We start from the raw sequence: 17,626 nt of genomic DNA, 5'->3' as shown, positions 1-17,626 counted from the left end.
TCCTCCGGCGGCAGTCAGCGGGTCACGCCTTGCCCCACTTCTGGTTGGAGGTGCCCCCGCACGACCAGAGCTGGAGAGCGGAACCGTTCGCCGTCAGCTGGTCCTTGACGTCCACGCACTTGTCGGCCTTGACGCTCACCAGGTCGTGAGCCGCGTTGAGGCGGAACTGCTGCGCCTGGTTGCCGCTGCAGTTCGCCAGCTGGATCGCCGCCCCGTTCGCCGTCGAACCCCACGACACGTCCATGCACTTGCCCATGGAACGGACCGTGCCGTCCGGCATGAACTTCCACTGCTGCCAGGACGCACCCGTGCAGTCCCAGATCTGCAAGGGGGTGCCGTCCTTGCCGGAGCCGCCGGTGACGTCGATGCAGCGGCCGGAGGCGTAGCCGCGGATTGCCACGGCGGTGACGGTGGCCGTGGACGTGCCGCCCCCGCCCTTGCCCGTAGTCGTGCCTGAGGAGCCGGAGTTCGACTTGCTGCCCGAACCGGTGGAGGAGGAGCTGGACTTGTGTGGGGAGGACGGCGGCTTCTTTCCGGTGGACGTTCCGCCGCCGGAACCGGTCGCCGCCCCGGCCTGTCCGGCCGCCGGGGCCGCGCCCGCGCCGGGGTTCGCCGCACCCTTCGAACCCCCCTTGCTCTGCACGCCGTTGTCCTTCACGCCCGCCGACGCGTGCCCGCCGGGGGAGGGGCTGGCGGTGCCGAAGACGCCCGGGATCTCCTGGTCTCCGGGACCGCCGAGGACCGTGTCGGCGAGGGTGTCGGCCCGGCCGGCGCGGTGCTCCTCCCCGCCGTCGGTGCTCACGAGGAAGGGCGCGGCGATCAGCAGCGCACCTGCCATGGCGGCACCGGCGAGGAGCGCTTTGCGGGGGCGGGCGGGGTCGGTTTCGGTGGCGGTGTCGGGGCGTTCCTCCTCGTCGGGGTGGGTGTCGACGTCCGTGTCGGTGGAGGTGGAGGTGTCGGCGGACGAGTCGGTGTCGGGCGAGGTTTCCGTATCCGGGTCCGTCTGCGTCTCGGATGCGGACTCGGAGTTGTCGGGTTCGGTGAGCGCGCCGACCGGCGGTTCAGGCGTCGGCTCCGCCACGACCACCACGTCCGGCTCGGCGGCGTTCGCGGCAGCGGTAGCGGTGGCCGTCGGCTCGGGAGAAGCGGCCGTCATCGGGTCCCTCCGGGTCGGATCGGTGGTCATGCGGTGCTCCACTTCTGGTTGCCGCCGCCGTTGCACGACCACAGCTGGAGCCGGGCCCCGTTGCCGGTGGCCACGTCCTTGACGTCGACGCACTTGTCGGCCTGGACGTTGACCAGGTCGTGGGCCGCGTTGAGACGGAACCGCTGGGCGCCGGTGCCGTTGCAGGTGACCAGCTGGACGGCGGCGCCGTCGTCGCGTGAGCCGCCGTCGACGTCCATGCACTTGCCCAGCGCGCGGACGGTGCCGTCGGAGGCGAACCGCCAGCTCTGCCGGGCGGCGCCCGAGCAGTCCCAGATCTGGAGCGGGGTGCGCTCGGCGGTGCTGCCGTCGGTGACGTCGACGCAGCGGCCGGACGCACTGCCGCGGATGCGGACGCCGGCGGCGGGCTTCGAGGCCGACGCGGAGGGAGCCGTCTGCTGTCCGGGCGCGCTGCTCGTCGTACCGGTGGCCGTCGCGGCGCCCTTGTCCGGCTTCCCGGTCTCCACGACCTGACCGGTGGCCTGGTTCGTCGTGGAGTGCGGGGTGGGGGAGCCACCGGAGGGACTGGCGGTGCCGAAGGTGCCGGTGCCGTCGCCGGTCCAGTGGTCGCCCAGGGCTGTGTCGCCGGTGCTGTCGACCCGGGTGGAGCTCTCGTCGCCGTCGTCACCGGTCACCAGGAACGGTACGGCGATCAGCAGCGCCCCGAGGAGGGCGGCGCCGGCGAGGAGGGCCTTGCGGGGGCGGCCGGGGGTGCGTGGGGTGGTCTGCGGGGCGGTGGTGGTCGTGGTGGCGGACCAGGCGCTCGTGCGTGTGTTCCGAGCGGCGGCCTGTGCCGGTTCCGGCGTCGGGTCCGCGGCGGTGAGCGCCGCGAACTCGGCAGCAGCCGGCGAGAGCGAGGGTGCGGTCTCGGCCGTGTCGGCATGCGTCTCGGAGGCGCCGGACGACTCCTCGGCCTGGGTGCGCGCAACGGCGGCGGAGGCTTCGGCGATCGCCGACGGCCCCCGCTGACGGCGCGGGAGCGACGGGATGGTGGCGGACTCCGCCGCGGTCTCGGCGGCGGCTTCGGGGAACGACTCCGTCATTCGGCACCTCCCACGGCGGAGCCGTATGCCGAGCCTGAGCCAGAAGCCGCCTCAGCCGTGGCTGCCGCTTCCAGCACCTCCTCCGCCGTGACCACCAAACACGCCGGCCCCGCCGGATTCACCGTGAGGGTCACGCCGTGGGTGGCCAGCGCGGTGGCGGGCAGGGTGGCGTGCGTCAGGGAGAGGGCGAAGGGCTGGTGTGCGGCGGACGTGAACACCGGGACGGTCGGCGTGCCGTCGGGGGAGGTGAGCTGCTGGGGTACGCCGTCCCGGGTGCGGAGGAAGCTGATCTCCGCACCGGCCAGGGCGCGCACGGCCTCCACGAGCGGGCCGTACCCCGTGACCGCCGCCTGGACGGCCGCGTCCACCGGGTCCGTGGGCTCGGGCCAGCCGAGCGAGGCGGGGGAGGGGCGGTACTCCTCGTTCGGCTGCCACTCCTCGACCTCGCCCGAGAGCCCGGACCGCCACTCGCCGACCACCGCCCAGTGCGGCGGCGGCCCCTCGCCCCGCCAGCCGGGGTCGACGACGCCGAGCCAGTGGTCGGGGGCGAGCCGGGCAGCCTCCCGGACGTCGTCCGGCAACGGCGGTGCGTTCGGCGGGAGTTGGGAGGCCCGCTCTTCCTCGTTGCTGATCACGTACTGCTCCTGCTGTTCCTGCTGGGTGATGGGTCGTCATGGAGTCCGGCGCGGGGGTGCAATGGACCGGGCGCGCGGTGTCGTTCACGGCTGAGTCGGTGCCCGACCCGCTGGAACAGCCTGCCCAAGTCCTCCTGGGCGAGGCCCAGTTCGCGGACCGGGAGCGGGGTGTCCGGGGTCAGGGCCCAGGTCGTGGTGGCCGCGCCGCCCACCGCCAGCCCCTTCGTGTCCTCGGGGGTGACTTCGAGCGACTGGAAGTCCGGGTCTTCCGGGCCGATCCCGACAGGGGGCGCGGGCGGCCGGGGGCGGGCCAGGAGGAAGTCCCCGCCGCGTTGATGGAGGGTGACCGTGCGGTCGCCGGACGGGCGCCCGGCCGGCGGGAAGGAACGGGTCGAACCGTCCTCGGCGACGATCCGCACCGTGGCCCCGGTGGCGTCGGCCGCCATCCGGGCGGCGGTGCCCGTGGTCGCGGTGTTCCAGCGGCGGGCGGTGCGCACCTGGGTGCGGATCAACTCGCTCTCCTGCTCCGGGGTGAGCGGGACGTCGTCCGGGATCCGGCCCGCCGTGGCGTGGAACCGGACCACCGGCCGCCCGTCGTGGCCCAGGCTCTCCCCGGCGTCGGAGAGTTCGGCCGCGGTGAAGGGCGCCGTGCGGTCGAGGGCCGCGCCGGACGGCAGCGGGCGGGCCCACGCGCCGGCGGCGCGCGGGTCCTCGGCGGTCAGCGCGGCCCAGAAGTTGTTGCCGTCACCGGTCGGCTCCACGAGGTCGTGGACCGTGCCGTCGGGGGCGGTGAGCGTACCGGGACCGGCGGCCGGATCGCGGCGCCAGCCGGTGGACCCGGGACGCGCGGTCCAGGGTGCGGTGGTGTGCGCGGGGCGGGCGTTCGTGCGGGACGTCTCCTCGGGGGCCGTACGGCGGTGCGGGGCGGCTTCCGGAGCGGGCAACGGAGTCCGGTCGGCGCCGGACTCCGCGACGGCCACCCGGTAGTGACGGTCCCTCAGGTGCAGTACGACACGGTCGGCGCCGTCCGTCTCTCCCGGCGTCGGCGGGAAGTCCTGGAACTCCCCGTCCTCCCGCACGACCGTGACCGTGACCCCGAAGTGCCGTGCGGCCAGGGCCGGGAGGAGGTCGGCGGCGCCGTGGTCCCACCCGGTGGCGGACTCGGGCGTGCCGGGACGGCGGATCTGCGCGGCGGCGAGGGCGAGGCGCCCGGCCTCGGACAGGGTCCCGTGCAGGGGCAGCCGTCCCTGGGTGTCGGCCAGTTCACGGGACTCGGGTGTGTCCGACCCGAAGTCGACCCCGGCGGAGGCGAGTTCGGCGTCGGTGAAGGTGTCCTGCCGGTCGGGAACGGTGAGCGCGGCCAGCTCCGGGTGGGCACCGGACTCCAGGGCACCGGCGAGATCCTCGCGCAGCGCGGTGACGAGGCCGGCGCGATCGGTCAGGGGGAGACGACCGGGCAGACCGGCGTCCGTGCGGTGCAGGCCCTCGGCGAGCGCGTGGTAGAAGCCGTCGCCGTCCTCCGGTACGTCGAGGAGGGTGTACGGGGTGCCGGAGGGGGAGGTGAGCGTGCCGTCCTCGGCCTCGGTGTAGCGGTCGGGTCCGGCCTTCGTCTCGGCCGCGGGCGGGTCGAGGACAGGTGCGGCGGGTTCCGCGACCCCACCCCGCAACTCGGCTCCACTGCCGCCCGGTTCCGTAGAGTCGACGGCCCCCTCCACGGGCAGCCGATGCCACCGCGTCAGCCGATCCGTGGCCGCCCGCACCCCGTGGAAGGCCGCCGCGGCCTCCTCGGCCGCCGCCCGCCGCGGCGCCAGGTCGGCCCACAGCACACGCATCTCCTGGACGGCCGCCCGCAGTTCGGCCCGCGCCCGCCGCACGTCGTCCCGCAGCGGCTCCAGGGAACGCCCCTCCCCGGCGCGTGCCTCCGCCAACGCCCGCCGGGCGGACCTGAACCGCGCCCGCGCGGCCGCATGCCGTTCCCGGACCTCCCCCAGCGTCCGCCGGGTCGTCCAGTACGCCTTGTCGGCGTCGGCCCAGGCGGTTCCGGCGGCGGCGACCCGGGACCAGGCGTCGGAGACCTTCTCCGGGAAGGTGTCGTCGGTGATCAGGCCGAGTTGCCGGGCCACGTCCTCGCGCACCCAGGCGAGCACCTGGCCCCGGGTCTCGACGGCCCGCGGCCCCGGCCGGACCCGCCCGAAGGGACCCAGTGCCCGGCCCACCAGCGTCCCCACGGCGCTGTCCTTCATGTCGTGCTCGACCTCGGCTACCCCGAGCCAGTCCGTCGGGATCGCGAACAGGAACGAACGCCCCGTCCTCGGCTTGACGTTGGACTGGACGCCGTCGGCGCCCGCGGCCTTCGCCGTGTCGGTGTCCGCCGCGTTGCCCAGCGTCCCCGTGGCACCGGGGATCACGCCTCCCGCGGCGCCCGCGGTCACCACGGCCTGCCCGCTCAAAGCCGAGTCGTGGACCTCGGTGCGGCCCGCCGACACGTCGGAGGCGTCGGTCTCCCGCTCGGCGCTCTCCATCGTGCTCTCGGGCGCCACCGTCAGCAGCGTCGCCCCGGTGAAGTCGGGCCGGGCGTACAGCCGGAACTCGCCGTGCGCTCCGGCGAGCGACGGGTCCACGAGCCCGGCGACCTGGTGCCCGTCCGGGGTGAGCGCGTCGCCGAAGAACGCGGCCAGGGAGGCGTCCGCGGTGCCGCCGTCCAGGGCCAGGGCGGAGGCGCTGCCGGGGCGGGTCAGCGGGGTGCGGCGGGCGGCCGTACGGGCGTCGGTCAGGCCGTCGCCGGACAGCCGCCCGGAGCCGACGGCGCCCTCCGTGCCGTACGCCTTCGCCACCGCCATCTCCGCGACGGCGTGCACGGTGTCCCGGCCGACCAGCCGGCGCACCTGGAAGCCGTTGGAGGGCAGCGAGAACCCCGGCCCGGCGGCCCGCCACGCGTCGACCGCCTCGGGTGTCACCGCGCCGGAGCGCCAGACGGTGACCTCCGGGGTGCCGGGGGACAGGTCCGGGGGCGCGAGGGGATCGGAGGCCGGCGCCCCGGTGTCCGCCGGGCCGGCCGTCCGCACCGGGACCGTCAGACTCAACGGCACCTGCTCCCGCAGCCGTCCGACCTCCTTCGTGCTCTCCGCCACCCGCCCGTCGTCGAACGTCAGCGTGAGCCGCATCCGGTAGGGCGTCACGAACTCCGCGTGCGGCTCGTTCGGGTAGAAGACGTACGACTTCCAGCGCGTCGTCGACCGCGCGGTGCCCGCCGTCCGGTCCACCGCGCCCGACGTGGTGAGCGCCGGTCCGGACGCGGGTGCCCCGCCCGCCCCGGTGCGGATGCCCTCGCCGACCGCCAGCCCAGCGCCCCAGCCGCGCCCCGACACCGTGCCGTGCTCCACGGTCTCCGCGGCGACCCGGGTGTCCTGGAGGGTCGTGCTGTGGTCGAGTCCGTCGAACTCCTCGTCGCCCTGGATCAGTTCGACCCTGAGCGCGCCGGTGCGCCCGCCGAAGTGCACCTTGCCCAGGTTGAGGCGGCCGATCCGGGCCGGTGCGGCGGCCCCCGAGGGGGATGCCATACGGTCCCGCAGCGCACGGACGGCCCGCGGGGTGAGCAGGGAGCGCACCCGGGCGCGGCTCGCGTCGTCGGCGTTCAGCGCGAGCAACTGGGTGTCGAAGTCGGTCAGCACGGCCGTGGTGTCGAGGGCGTTGACCGGGTAGGAGCCGAACGGGTTGTCGCGCAGCCAGTTGGGCCTCGACCACCTCCGCGCGGTGTACCGGGGGACCTCGCCCAGCTTGTCCCTGAGCAGACCCAGCCGGTGGGCGGCCTTCTCGGGCAGGTGGCCCAGCCAGTCCGCGGCGAACGTGACGCGCTTTCCGGTCCAGGCGCTCCGGAAGCGGGTCGCGAGGTCGTGGGCCGGGGAGAGCACGCCGTCGGCGCGGGAGGAGGCGAGGATCTCGTGCCGGGTGTCGCCGGACACCAGCACCTTGAAGTTCTCGTCGTCCCGGTCGAGTTCGGAGGTCACGGTCCGGGTGACGGTGTGCGTGGTGCCCCGTGAGCGGCCCCAGCGGCCGAGGAGGCCGTAGGACCCGGCGAGGGACGGACCGGCGGGGTGGGTGGTGCCGTAACCGCCGCTGCCCGTGACGGTGAAGGACGTGCTCGTGGTGACCGCCCCGGAGGACTGGGTGTCGCTGCCCAGGGTCTGTTCGGTCTCCACCTTGACCGGCTTGGACACGACGACCGGGCGGACCACGCGGGTGCGGTGCACGAGGTCGCCGAGCCGGTTGAGGTAGGGGCCCTTGCCGAACAGCCCGCCGGTGAGGGAGCCGCCGGGGCCCGAGGTCTGGTCGAACTCGGCTGTCAGGTACTGGGGTTGGAAGGGCCGCAGCATCGCGTCGTGCGCGGGGGCGCCGGGGCGGGCGAAGTGCCAGGAGCCGCCGGACGCGGCGCCCATGACCTCCTCGGCGAGCGCACCCAGCCTCCTGTGCCCGCCGACGCTCACCGTCTGGTACGGCTGGTCCCCGAACGGATCCTCGTGCGGCGCGCTCCCGGCGGCGAGCTCGGCGGCCTCCGACGCCGTCAACTCCTCGATGTCCGGGGCGGTCCGCGGGGCCGGGGTGCCGGACACCGGGGTGTGCTCGTCCGGCACCGACAGCAGCACCCGCCCCCGCACCGCCGCGCCCGCCCCGCCGCCGACCAGGTCGGTCTCCGCCTCCCCGCGCACGAACAGCCCGGTGCCGAGCAGCCCGAAGGAGGGCAGCCCGCGCCACAGGGTGCGCGGCCGCCAGTGGCCGCCGCTCTTCGCCGTCAACTCCAGCTGGTAGCTGTGCAGATGGGAGGGGGACGCGCTGACCGCGAGCCCTTCGTACGACGCCGTGGAGCCGTAGCCGGTCTTGCGGCCCTTCTGCCACGCCCAGCGGGGTCCGGCCGTGAGGTTGCCGAGGTTCTTCGGGGCGCCGAGCCCGTCGCGGCCCTTGTCGCGCAGTGCGAGGCCTGCGTCGAAGCCGGTCTCCAGGGTGCGGCTGACGCTCTGCGAGCCGTCGAGGCGCTCGGTGCCGGGGGAACCGCCGCGCAGGATCAGGTCGTTCTGGGTGCCTTCGTAGCGGCGGTCGGTGAGACGGCCGTCGATCCACAGGTAGCGGTGCGAGCGGCCGAAGCGGCCGGTGCCGGTGAGGGGGATCCGCAGACCGGTGGTGACGATCGCTTCCAGGCCGCCCGCCACGCTGTGGTGCGAGAGGGCGTCGACGACGGCGAGGGTGTTGGCCAGGGCGAGCCGGTAGCGCTCGGGGTCGCTCCACCGCCCGGTCCGCGCCTCCAGCTCGGCGAGCGGGGCGATCAGGCCGGGGTGACGGCGGGCGGCGGCCCGGATCACCTCGTCGGTGAACTCCTGGAGCAACGTGGGGGAGTCCCCGGAGTCCCCCGAGGTGAACGCCTCAGGGCGGGCCATGCCCAGGACGGCCGGGTCCTCGTCGGTCAGGTAGACGGGCGGCAGCGGCTCGTTGCCGTGGCGCTTGCGCAGGGTCGTGCCGTCGTCCCAGCCCGCGAGCCGGCGCGCCTCGGTGCGGGTCATCCGGTCCAGGCTCCACGTCTGGAACGGCGTGGCCTCCTGGTCGCCGGTCCGCCGCACCCAGACGGTCTTGTGGACCTTGTAGAGCTCGGTCGGCACCTTCTTCGCCCGGCCCACGATCTTCCGCCCGCCCGAGCCGCCGAACACCTGCCCGGAGGTGATCCCGCGCGCGTACCGGCCGACGGCACCCGCCAACAGCCGTACGGAGAAAGGCCCGTGGTTCGCGAGGTCCACGCTCGGGCCGATGCCGGCGCTGACCTCGAAGCCGTACGACTTGGTCAGTCCGCGTTCGTTCTTCACGGTCTGCTGGACGGTGTTGCGGAGTTCGGCGGCCTCGGTCTCGGTCAGCAGCTCCGCCCGGCCCGGCACGACCTTCTCCACGACGAACGCGCCGAGCGGCGAACGGGCCCTGTCCTCGCCCAGCAGCTGCCGAGTGGGCACCTTGCCGCGGGCCAGGCGGTCGGCCATGCGGTGGAAGGTGTCGGTGCTGAAGAAACCGGAGAGCTCCTGGTGGGCGGTGCTGCCGGGCCGGGCGCCGGTGCGGTCCAGCGCCCACTTGCGGATCGCCTCGACCGGGCCGTAGCCCTCGGTGTGCACCAGCCGGTAGTCGCTCTCGGGGCCCAGGGAGAGGGTGCGCGGCACCGGGCCGGGCTCCCCGGGACGGGTCTCGCCCTCGGGCAGGCGCAGGGTGAGGCCGTTGCGCACGCCGAAGGTGAAGTGCCCCTCCCCGGTGGCGAATGCACGCGGCAGCCGGTCCTTGCGGTCGGCCGTCGGGGCGCCCTCGAAGGACACCTCGTACTGCACGTCGTCCAGGTGGAGGTGGGAGCCGTCGAGCCGGCGGGTCTCCACCTGGCTGAGGGTCTGGTCCTGCATCGCGTAGTCGTACGACCGCCCGTAGCTCACCGCGGCGCCGACCCTGCCGTAGGCCACCGGGCCCGCCGGGGGACCGATCGGGAGCGAGCCCGCGAGGCGCTTGGTCTGGGCCACGGTCCGGCTCGGGCCCGAGGTGACCTGGCTGCGGTGCCCGGCGTCCACCTTGACCGGCACGCCGTGCGCGTCGGTGAAGCGTTCCCACACGCCGTGCGGGCGGGTCCGCACCCGCATCACCCTGGTCCGGCCCCGGGAGTCGGTGAACGGCGGCGAGAGCCAGCCGTCGCCGTGGAAGGCCTGCGGGGTGGCCCGCAGCGCCCGCTCCAGACGGGCTCGGACGTCCTCGGGGAGCGCGGCGCGCTCGCCGATCTCCCGCACCACCTGGGCCGTGCCGCGCAGCCGGGCCCGGCTGTGGCCGTACGCCCCGTCGCCGAGGTGGGAGGGGAGGGCGCTGCCGTCGGTGAAGGTGACGGTCTTCCCGGCGGGCGGGGGCGGGAGCAGCGAGCGGTCGAGGCGGGGCGGGCGATGCGTGTCGAGCTCCGCCTCGACGTCGGCGAACGGGTCGGTGGGGCCGGGGAGTTCGGCGGCCGGATCGCGTCGCGGCGGGGGTGTCTCGCCACGGGAGGCGCGGAGGGCGGCGAGGGTGCCGGGGGTGAGCCGGCGGAGGCCGTCGAGCGTGCGGTCCGTGGTGTCCGGAGCCTGGACGCGGAGGAAGGCGACGAGGTCGGCCAGGTCCTGGGAGGCCCCGGAGTCCAGGACGTCGTCGTGGTCGGTCGCGGGAGCGACGGTTTCGGAGAAGGCCGGGCTCCGGGGCGCCGCGGTCGTACCGTCACCCTCCGCGGGGGCCAGCGCCGAGTAGTGGTCGACCCCGTTGTAGAGGACGTGGACGGTCCTGGTGCCGTCCGGGTGGTACGCCTGGTCAGGGCCGCCGTCGCTGCGGACGACCACCAGCCGTACGCCGAGGGCCCGCGCCACCAGGCCGGGGGCGTGGTCGAAGAAGGGCGTGTTCCACAGGTTCACGTCCCGCAGGGAGGCGGCGACGAGATCGCCCACCCCGTGCCCGCGTACGGCGTCCAGCCGCGGGCCGGTCAGGGCCCACCTCGGGTAGCCGACCTCCAGGAGCCTGCGCCACGCCGTCTCGGCGGCCGGGCCGTCCTGCGCGAGCCGTTCCTGGAGCAGGGGCCGCAGGATCTCACGCCGGGCCGCGTCCATGAGCCGGTCCCGGTCGGCGGCCGGGGCGTCGGCGGGGTCGGGCCGGTAGCCGGGCAGCAGGGCACGGACCGCCGCTCGGGGGAGGTCGGCGAGGACCCCGCTGTCGGCGGTGTCGGCCCTGCGGCGCAGCTCCGCCCGGTACATGGCGTCGGCGAGCCGCTCCTCGATCCTCGCCAGGACCGGCGCGGGCAGACCGGGCAGCGGGCCGCCCAGGATCCGGCGCAGTTGGTCGGTGCTGAGGTCGCGGGTCAACTCCTCCAGGGCGTCCTGCTGGTTGAGGAGCGTGTGCTCCGCCGTGCCGGTGAAGGCGTCGGCCGCCCGGTTCCGCAGCTCGCGCACGTTGTCGCCGAGCGGGGCGGCCTGCGGGTCCTGGAGCCGTGCGCTGTCCAGGAGCGCCCGGAAGCAGCAGTCGCCGTCCCCGACGACGGGCGACTCGGTGAAACGCCGGTCGCCGCTGGTGTACACGGTGCCGTCGAGTCCCTCGGTGACCGCGCCATGGACCGGGATCTCGGCGGCCGTCGCGGGGGCGGGCGCCAGCAGAGCGGTGACGATCTTGTCGATGTCCGGGGTGCTGAAGCCCTTGGTCGCCTGCTCCTGCGGGGACTTCGTGTGCCTGCGCACCTCGTGGCCGGCCCGGACCCACGCAGGGTGCTTGAAGTCCTCGGCCAGGCTGTTGAGTTCGTCCTTCTGGCTCGCGGTCGGGGCCCTGCCGTGGAGTTCCTTCGTCTGCTCCCATACGGCCCGCGCCTCCAGCACGACCCGTCCGGACAGGGTGGGCGGCCGGTCGACGACGATCCGCTCGTAACCGGTCTTCAGCGTGGCCCTGGCCTTGTGGTTGTCGCTGTTCCACCTCGCCATCCGCTCGCCGCCGAAACTGTTCGGCTCCTCCAGGTAGTTGACCCGGTGGCCGGACAGGGCCATCGCTTCGAGGTTCCCGCTGCGGAAGCCGAGGTGCTTGAGATCGCCGCCGCTCTGCCGGTTCAGGTACTCGAAGAGCCGCATCTGACCGGCGCGGGAGTCACCGCCCCAAGTGGCCACGCCCTCCCGGTCGTTCCAGAAGTCGGTGAGGTCGTGCACGGCCAGACCGTCGAGCTCCGGGTCGCGGACCAGGTCCGGATAGCGCGGGCGGCGCTGTTCGTCGACCCGGGCATCGCCCGTGATGACGACGAGCGGTCCGGGCGGGTCGTCCTTCGTACGGTCGCGGATGCCGCGCAGGATCTGCCGCATCCCCTTGTAGCTGGTGTCGTGCTCCACGTGGACGTCCCCGCGCTTCCCGCTGAAACGGGACCACAGCACGATCACCTTGCGGCCCGGCTCCACCCGGACACCCTTGCCGGCGAGCCAGGCGGCCACCTTCTCCTGCTGCTCCCCGGGAAATCCGGCGTCGTCCAGCCGCCAGCCCGCACGGACCTGCTCCCGCACCTCCGTGGAGAAGTTGTCGGTGATCCACTCCGTGCCCGCGCCCACCCCGAGGACGAGGCTCCTGAGCCTGGACTTCGACAACGGGGGCCGGTCCGCCAGCACCTCGGCGTTGAGGTCGTCGAAGATCTGCTTGGCGTGGGCGTCGCCGTCGGTGTCGGGTGTGACCTCCACTTCGTGGACCCGGCCGGGGTCGATGCCGCTCGCCCGGTAGAACGCGGCGATGCTCGCGCTGCGGTCCCGCCCGTTCAGGGGGTCCCTCGCGACCACGACGTGCAGGTTCTCGTCGGCGAGGAGGTAGGCGGCGATGCCGAACTGGTCGCCGGTCGCGTAACCGGGGTGGTGCAGCACCTTCTTCAGACCGGGGTCGGGCTCCGCCTTCCCGGCGTGGAGGGCGGCCTTCTCCTCCTTGGACAGCTTGGACGAGGAAGCGCCGGACCCGCCCGCCTTCTTGCTGCCGTTGCCGCCGCCCTCCCAGAGGGGGTCCCGGGCGGGTCCGCCCTCGTCGGCATCGGGCCCGGTGCCGTGTGCGGCCGCCGCGCCGCCCGCCGGTGCGCCCTGGACGGGCAGCCGGTCGGGCGCCGTCCCCGGGGCCGCCGTGGTGGCGGCGGCGAGGACCGCGCGGTACTGCTCCGGGGTGGGTGCGGCCGTACCGGGCAGGCGGAAGGTGTCGCGGGTGATCCGGGTGAGCAGCTCCGGGGTCATCCGGGCGTCGGTGTAGGGGTGTCGGGTGCCGTTCCAGCGCAGCGCTTCCAACGCACCCAGACCCCGCAGCAGTTCGGGATCGGAGCCGGTGTCGAGGCCGGTGGTGCCGCGCAGGGTGCGGACGAACTGGAGGGTGCGCAGGGCGGCGAAGGAGTCGGGCGCGCCGTCGCCCTCGTGCTGCCCGGCCGCGCGGGCCAGTGCGGTGAGGTCGGGGCCGGACGGCTCGGGCAGGAAGAGCCGCCACCGGCCCGGTTCGACCTCGCCGGTCTCCGACTCGACGTCGAGGATCGGCCGCACCCGGCCCGAACCGTCCAGCGCCGTACCGACCTTGGTCGTCGGCGCGTACACGGGGCGGCCCGTCACGTTGGCGACGTGCTGGGCGACCGGCAGCCCGCCGTGGGTGGGGGAGGCGCCGGTGGAGCACGAGTAGAGGACGATCGGCTCGCCGTCGGGACCGAGCCCGCCCCAGCGGACCATGTACCGGCCCAGTTCCCGTCCGCTGACGGTGACCGTGTGCACACCGTCCTCCTGGGGACGGCCCTCCTTGTAGCGCTGGTCCAGGGCGAGTTCGACCCGGGTCGGCTTGCCGTGCGCGGCGAAGAACGACACCTTCTTGTTCTTCCAGGGCACGTCCTTGGGGCCGCCGACCAGAACCCCGCGCTGCGGGCGGTGGTCCGCGTAGTCGTCCGCGGTGGTCACCGTCGGGTAGCGCCTCTCCCGGCGCGACCAGTCGGCGGGCGTGAAGGAGGCCTGGCCCCGGGCCTCGCCGAGGCCGTAGCCGTTGACGGCCGAGTCCGGTATGTCGCCGTCGTCTTTGCCGAGCGTCCGTAGCTTCCCGCGGGCGGTGACGGGGCGGGTGACCAGACGGGTGGGTTCCGGGCGCGGGCCGCCGACCAGGTACTTGGTGATCTCCTTGACGTCGTCGTCGTGGAAGCCCCTGTTCCTCGGGTCCTTGTAGGGCTTCTCGGCGCCGCGCATGTTGTTCTTGCCGACGACCCACGCGGGGTGCTTGAACTCCGTCTCCAGGTTCTTGAGTTCGTCCTTCTGGCCAGTGGTCGGCGTCTTGCCGTGCAGTTCCTTTGTCTGCTCCCACACGGCCTGTGCCTCGGCGGCGATCTGTCCGGAGAGCGTGGGCGGCCGGACGATGGTGATGCGTTCGTAGCCCGTCTTCACGGCGGACTTGGAGTTCACGGCGTGCCACTTGGCCATCCGGTCGCCGCCGATGCTGCCCGGCTCCTCCAGGTACCTGACCTGGTGGCCGGAGAGGGCCATCGCTTCGAGGTTGCCGCTGCGGAAGCCGAGGTGTTTGAGTCCGCCCTCGCTCTGACGGTTCAGGTACTCGTACAGCCGCATCTGGCCGGTGCGGGTGTCACCACCCCAAGTGGCCACGCCGTCCCGGTCGTTCCAGAAGTCGGTGAGGTCGTGGACGGCCAGGCCGTTGTTCCAGTGCTTGGCCGTGAGGGCCGGATAGTGGTCGGGGCGCTGCGGGTTGGCCTTGGCGTCGCCCGCGATGATGACGAGCGGTCCTGGCGGGTCGTCCTTGGTGCGCTCGTGGATGGCCGTGAGGAGCTGGTCCATGCCGGTGTAGCTGGTGTCGTGCTCCACGTGGATGTCGCCGCGCTTGCCGCTGAAACGGGACCACAGGACGATCACCTTGCGCCGGGGTTCCACGGTGATCCCCCGGTCGGCGAGCCAGGCGGCGACCTTCGCCCGGTCCTCCGGGGGGAAGCCGTCGTCGTCCAGGCGCCAGCCCTTCCGGATCGTGTCTCGCAGCGGGTGGCTGAAATGGTCGCCGATCCAGGTGGTTCCGGTGCCCACCGGGACGCTGAGGTTGTTCAGCTTGGTCCTGCTCAGCTTGTCGAAGTCAGGGGCACCCGCGTTGATCTCCCGCACGATCTCCTCGGACCGTTGTTTCGCGGTCTTGTCATGCGGGCCCTGCTGGAAGTGGATGCGCTCGGGCGCGATGCCGCTGGAACGGTAGAACTCGGCTATCTCCGGGCCCTTGTCGCGGGAGTCCGTGCCGGGTGCGGCGCTGTCCACCAGGACGTGCAGGTTCGGGTCGCCGTGCAGGGCGGCGGCGATGCCGAACTGGTCGCCGGTGGCGTAGCCGGGGTGGGTGAGGACGGTCTTGTAGGCGGGGCCCGGGGGCGAGGAGGCCGACTCGGTGGCGGGCTTTCCCCCCTTTCCACCCTTACCGCCGGTGCCACCCTTGCCGCCCTTTCCACCCGGCGGGTTGTTCGGAGGCTTGCCCTTGCCCTTGGCGCCCTTGGCGCCGTTGCTTGCGTCGCCCAGCAGCGCGTCCACGGTCGTGGAGCTCAGGGTGCGCAGGCGGTCCAGAGTGCGGTCCTCGACGGCGAGGCCGTCCTGGCCGCGCAGGAGGGCGACCAGTTCCTCCGCACGGTCGCTGCTGGTCGTCGCCGGCCGCACGAAGGTCCCCTCGGCGGGTGCTTCCGGGGCCGGGGCGGCCGTGGGAGCGGGAGAGTTCTCGATCGCCGAGTAGTGGTCGGCGCCGTTGTAGTGGAGGTAGACCGGCACTCCCGCACCGGAGTTGACGGGCGTGCCCCAGGTGTTGCCTTCCTGACGCTGTACGACGGTGACGTTCAGGTCGAGAGCGTGGGCGACCTCGGTCGGCGCGTAGTCGAAGAACGGCGTCGCCCACAGGTCCGTGCTGCGGATCGAGTCGGTGACCAGGTCGCCGAGCGGGCGGCCCCGGAAGTCGGCCAGGCGGGGACCCTGCCGGGCCCACCGGGGGTAGCGCGTCTCCAGCAGCCGGTTCCAGAGCTGCTCGGCCCGCTCGGGGTCGTCGCCCGTCAGCGTCTCCCGGAGCTGGGCGCGCATCGTGGAGGCCTGCTGTACGGCGACCAGCCGCTCGCGCTCGACACGCGGCGCGCTGCGTACGTCCGGCTGGTAGCCGGGCAGCAGGGCGCGGATCGTGGCCTGGTTCAGGTCCGCGAGGACGGCCCGGTCGGCGGGGGCGAGGCGTTGCCGGAGTTCGTCGCGGTAGAGGTTGTCGCGCAGTTGGTCGTCGACGGTCTCGTTCTGCCGGCGGGACAGGAGCGGCGGTTCGGTGTCCAGGACCACCGACAGTGTGTCCGCGTCGAGGTCCTGGACCAGGACGTCCAGCGCGTCCCGCCGGTTCAGCTCCTGGTACCGCTCGGACCCGTGGAACCTGTCCGCGGCGTGCTGCCGCAGCTGCGGGACGTCCATCGCGGTCAGCGGGGAGCCGTGGCCCTGGTGGTGCAGGCCGGCGAGAAGCGAGGTGAAGAAACAGTCACCGTCACCGACGACGTCCAGGACACGGAGGTCTTCGTCGTGCCCGGGGAAGGGGACGGTCTGAGTGACGGCGCGGGGTTGGGAGGCGGTGGGGGAGGGGGTGGCCGGGGCCGCGGAGACCGGGGCCGCGGAGACAGGGCCGGGTGCGGGCGCGTGGGTGCCGGTCGTCGACGAGGGCGTCGGGGCGTGGGAGGCGGTCGCCGCCACCGGGGTGGGGTCGGTCTCCGGGGTGCCGCTCTGCTCGTCCCGGCTTAGGGTGGGGGTGTGCCGGGGCTGGGGTGAGGTGCTCGACGCATGCGGTTGTCCGCCCGACGAGGTGGCCGTGGGCGCGGTCAACTGGCCTTGCTGTCCGGCGTCTTCACTTCCGCCCTCGCTCTCGCTGAGGACGTCGTGGACCGGGGATTCCTCGGTGTCGTCCGCCTTGGCCGGGTTCGTACTGGTCGTCGGTATGTTCCTGGGCTGGGGTGAGGGGCCCGGCGTTCCGGAGGAGCCGCCCGGGGAGACCGGTGTCGGAGTCGTCGACCGGCCCTCCTGGTGTGTCCCCTCGCTCCCGGACTCCGTGTCGTGGGCCGGCGACTCCTTCGTGCTCTGCGTCCTCACCGCCGCGTCCGCGTCCAGCGCCCGGACGTCGTTGATCGCGTTCGTGTCCAGGTGGATGTTGAACTGCGACCCGAACTTCGCCACCCCTGCGAACACCATGCCCATGAACAGCGCACTGCCGGTCGCCGTCAGGAACGTGTCGCCGCTGAGCGCCCAACTCCCGGTGAACAGACCGACGGTGACGAACTCGCCGAAGGTCTCGGCGGCCCCCTCCGCCACCGCGTCCCCGATGTCGTCGCCGAGGCCGTCCCGGTCATGGGGGTCCCGGTTGCCGAGATCCCGGTTGCCGAGATCCCTGTTGCCGAAGTCCCGGTTGTTGGAGGACGACGGCAGGTCCGCCCGCCCCCGGTCCACCTTCGACAGCACGTCCTCGTCGAACTTCTTGAACACCGTGTCGTCGAGATGGCCGCGCCGGAAGAAGTTCCGCAGCCGGTCGGCGACCCCCTCGAACACCCCGTGGAACATCCCCGTGATCCCGCCGAACACGGCGTCCTGGAGGATCTGCGACCAGTCGAACCCCTTCGGCCGCCGCCCGTCGGGACCGAACGCGATCAGCGCCAGCCGCACGGCGAACGTCGTGAACGCCTCGTCGAACGCCTCGCTCAGGCTCGGCATCAGATGCGTGCGCTTCATGAGCTGGTCGAGGATCGCCAGGACCGTCACCCGGCTCTGCGCCCGCGCGACCGCCGCCTTCCCGGCCGTCGCGCCGCCGCTGAAGACGGACATCACCAGGATCACGGCGAGTTCGATGAGCAGCCGGACGATCTCGGCGATGATCTGCCACTTCGCCTCGGTGATGTTGATGGACGTCTCGACCCGCCCCCGGGCGACGACGTCCAGCTCGTCGGCGAACTCCTTGAGGTAGTTGCGGCCGCCGTCGTCGACGAACATGTTCATCGCGCGGACGTACCGCGTGGCGACCTGCGGCGGCAGCGAGCGGCCGACCTCGATCACCGACTCCTCGATCAGCTCGGACAGCTTGGTGAGCTGCTTGCCGAGACGGTCGTACGGCTCGTGGCTCCGGTAGGCCTTGTCCTCGTCCGCCTGGAGCATCCGCTCACCGATGAGCAGGAGCAGCAGGTTGTTGACCTCGGGCGAGACGTGGATGGCCATGGA

Annotated in this window: 4 protein-coding genes; all 4 read right to left on the bottom strand. The window is 73.5% G+C overall.

Annotation, left to right across the window (positions count from 1 at the left end):
• Window positions 1–22: 22 nt before the first annotated feature.
• From H295_RS46900 to H295_RS0134870, 4 genes are read right to left on the bottom strand one after another with little or no spacing between them, the layout of a single operon-like run.
• Window positions 23–1,186 carry an RICIN domain-containing protein gene (locus H295_RS46900; protein WP_020139996.1) on the bottom strand — a complete coding sequence of 388 codons (1,164 nt, stop codon included), beginning with the start codon at window positions 1,184–1,186 and terminating at the stop codon, window positions 23–25.
• Entirely contained in the window at window positions 1,183–2,247 is a 1,065-nt protein-coding gene (locus H295_RS48485; protein ID WP_020139995.1) for a ricin-type beta-trefoil lectin domain protein, read from the bottom strand. Before H295_RS48485 ends, H295_RS46900 begins: the two co-directional genes overlap by 4 nt.
• On the bottom strand, window positions 2,244–2,882 hold the full coding sequence (locus H295_RS0134875; protein ID WP_020139994.1) for a type VII secretion system-associated protein: 639 nt from the start codon (window positions 2,880–2,882) through the stop codon (window positions 2,244–2,246). Before H295_RS0134875 ends, H295_RS48485 begins: the two co-directional genes overlap by 4 nt.
• Window positions 2,879–17,623, bottom strand: a complete 14,745-nt coding sequence (locus tag H295_RS0134870) for a hypothetical protein (protein WP_028810022.1) — start codon at window positions 17,621–17,623, stop codon at window positions 2,879–2,881. The genes H295_RS0134875 and H295_RS0134870 overlap by 4 nt, the downstream gene beginning before the upstream one ends.
• Window positions 17,624–17,626 lie beyond the last annotated feature (3 nt).

It is taken from the genome of Streptomyces sp. 351MFTsu5.1 (assembly GCF_000383655.1).
In the GTDB taxonomy this organism is placed as follows: Bacteria; Actinomycetota; Actinomycetes; order Streptomycetales; family Streptomycetaceae; genus Streptomyces; species Streptomyces griseorubiginosus.
This window is presented reverse-complemented; position numbering and strand designations above follow the sequence as displayed.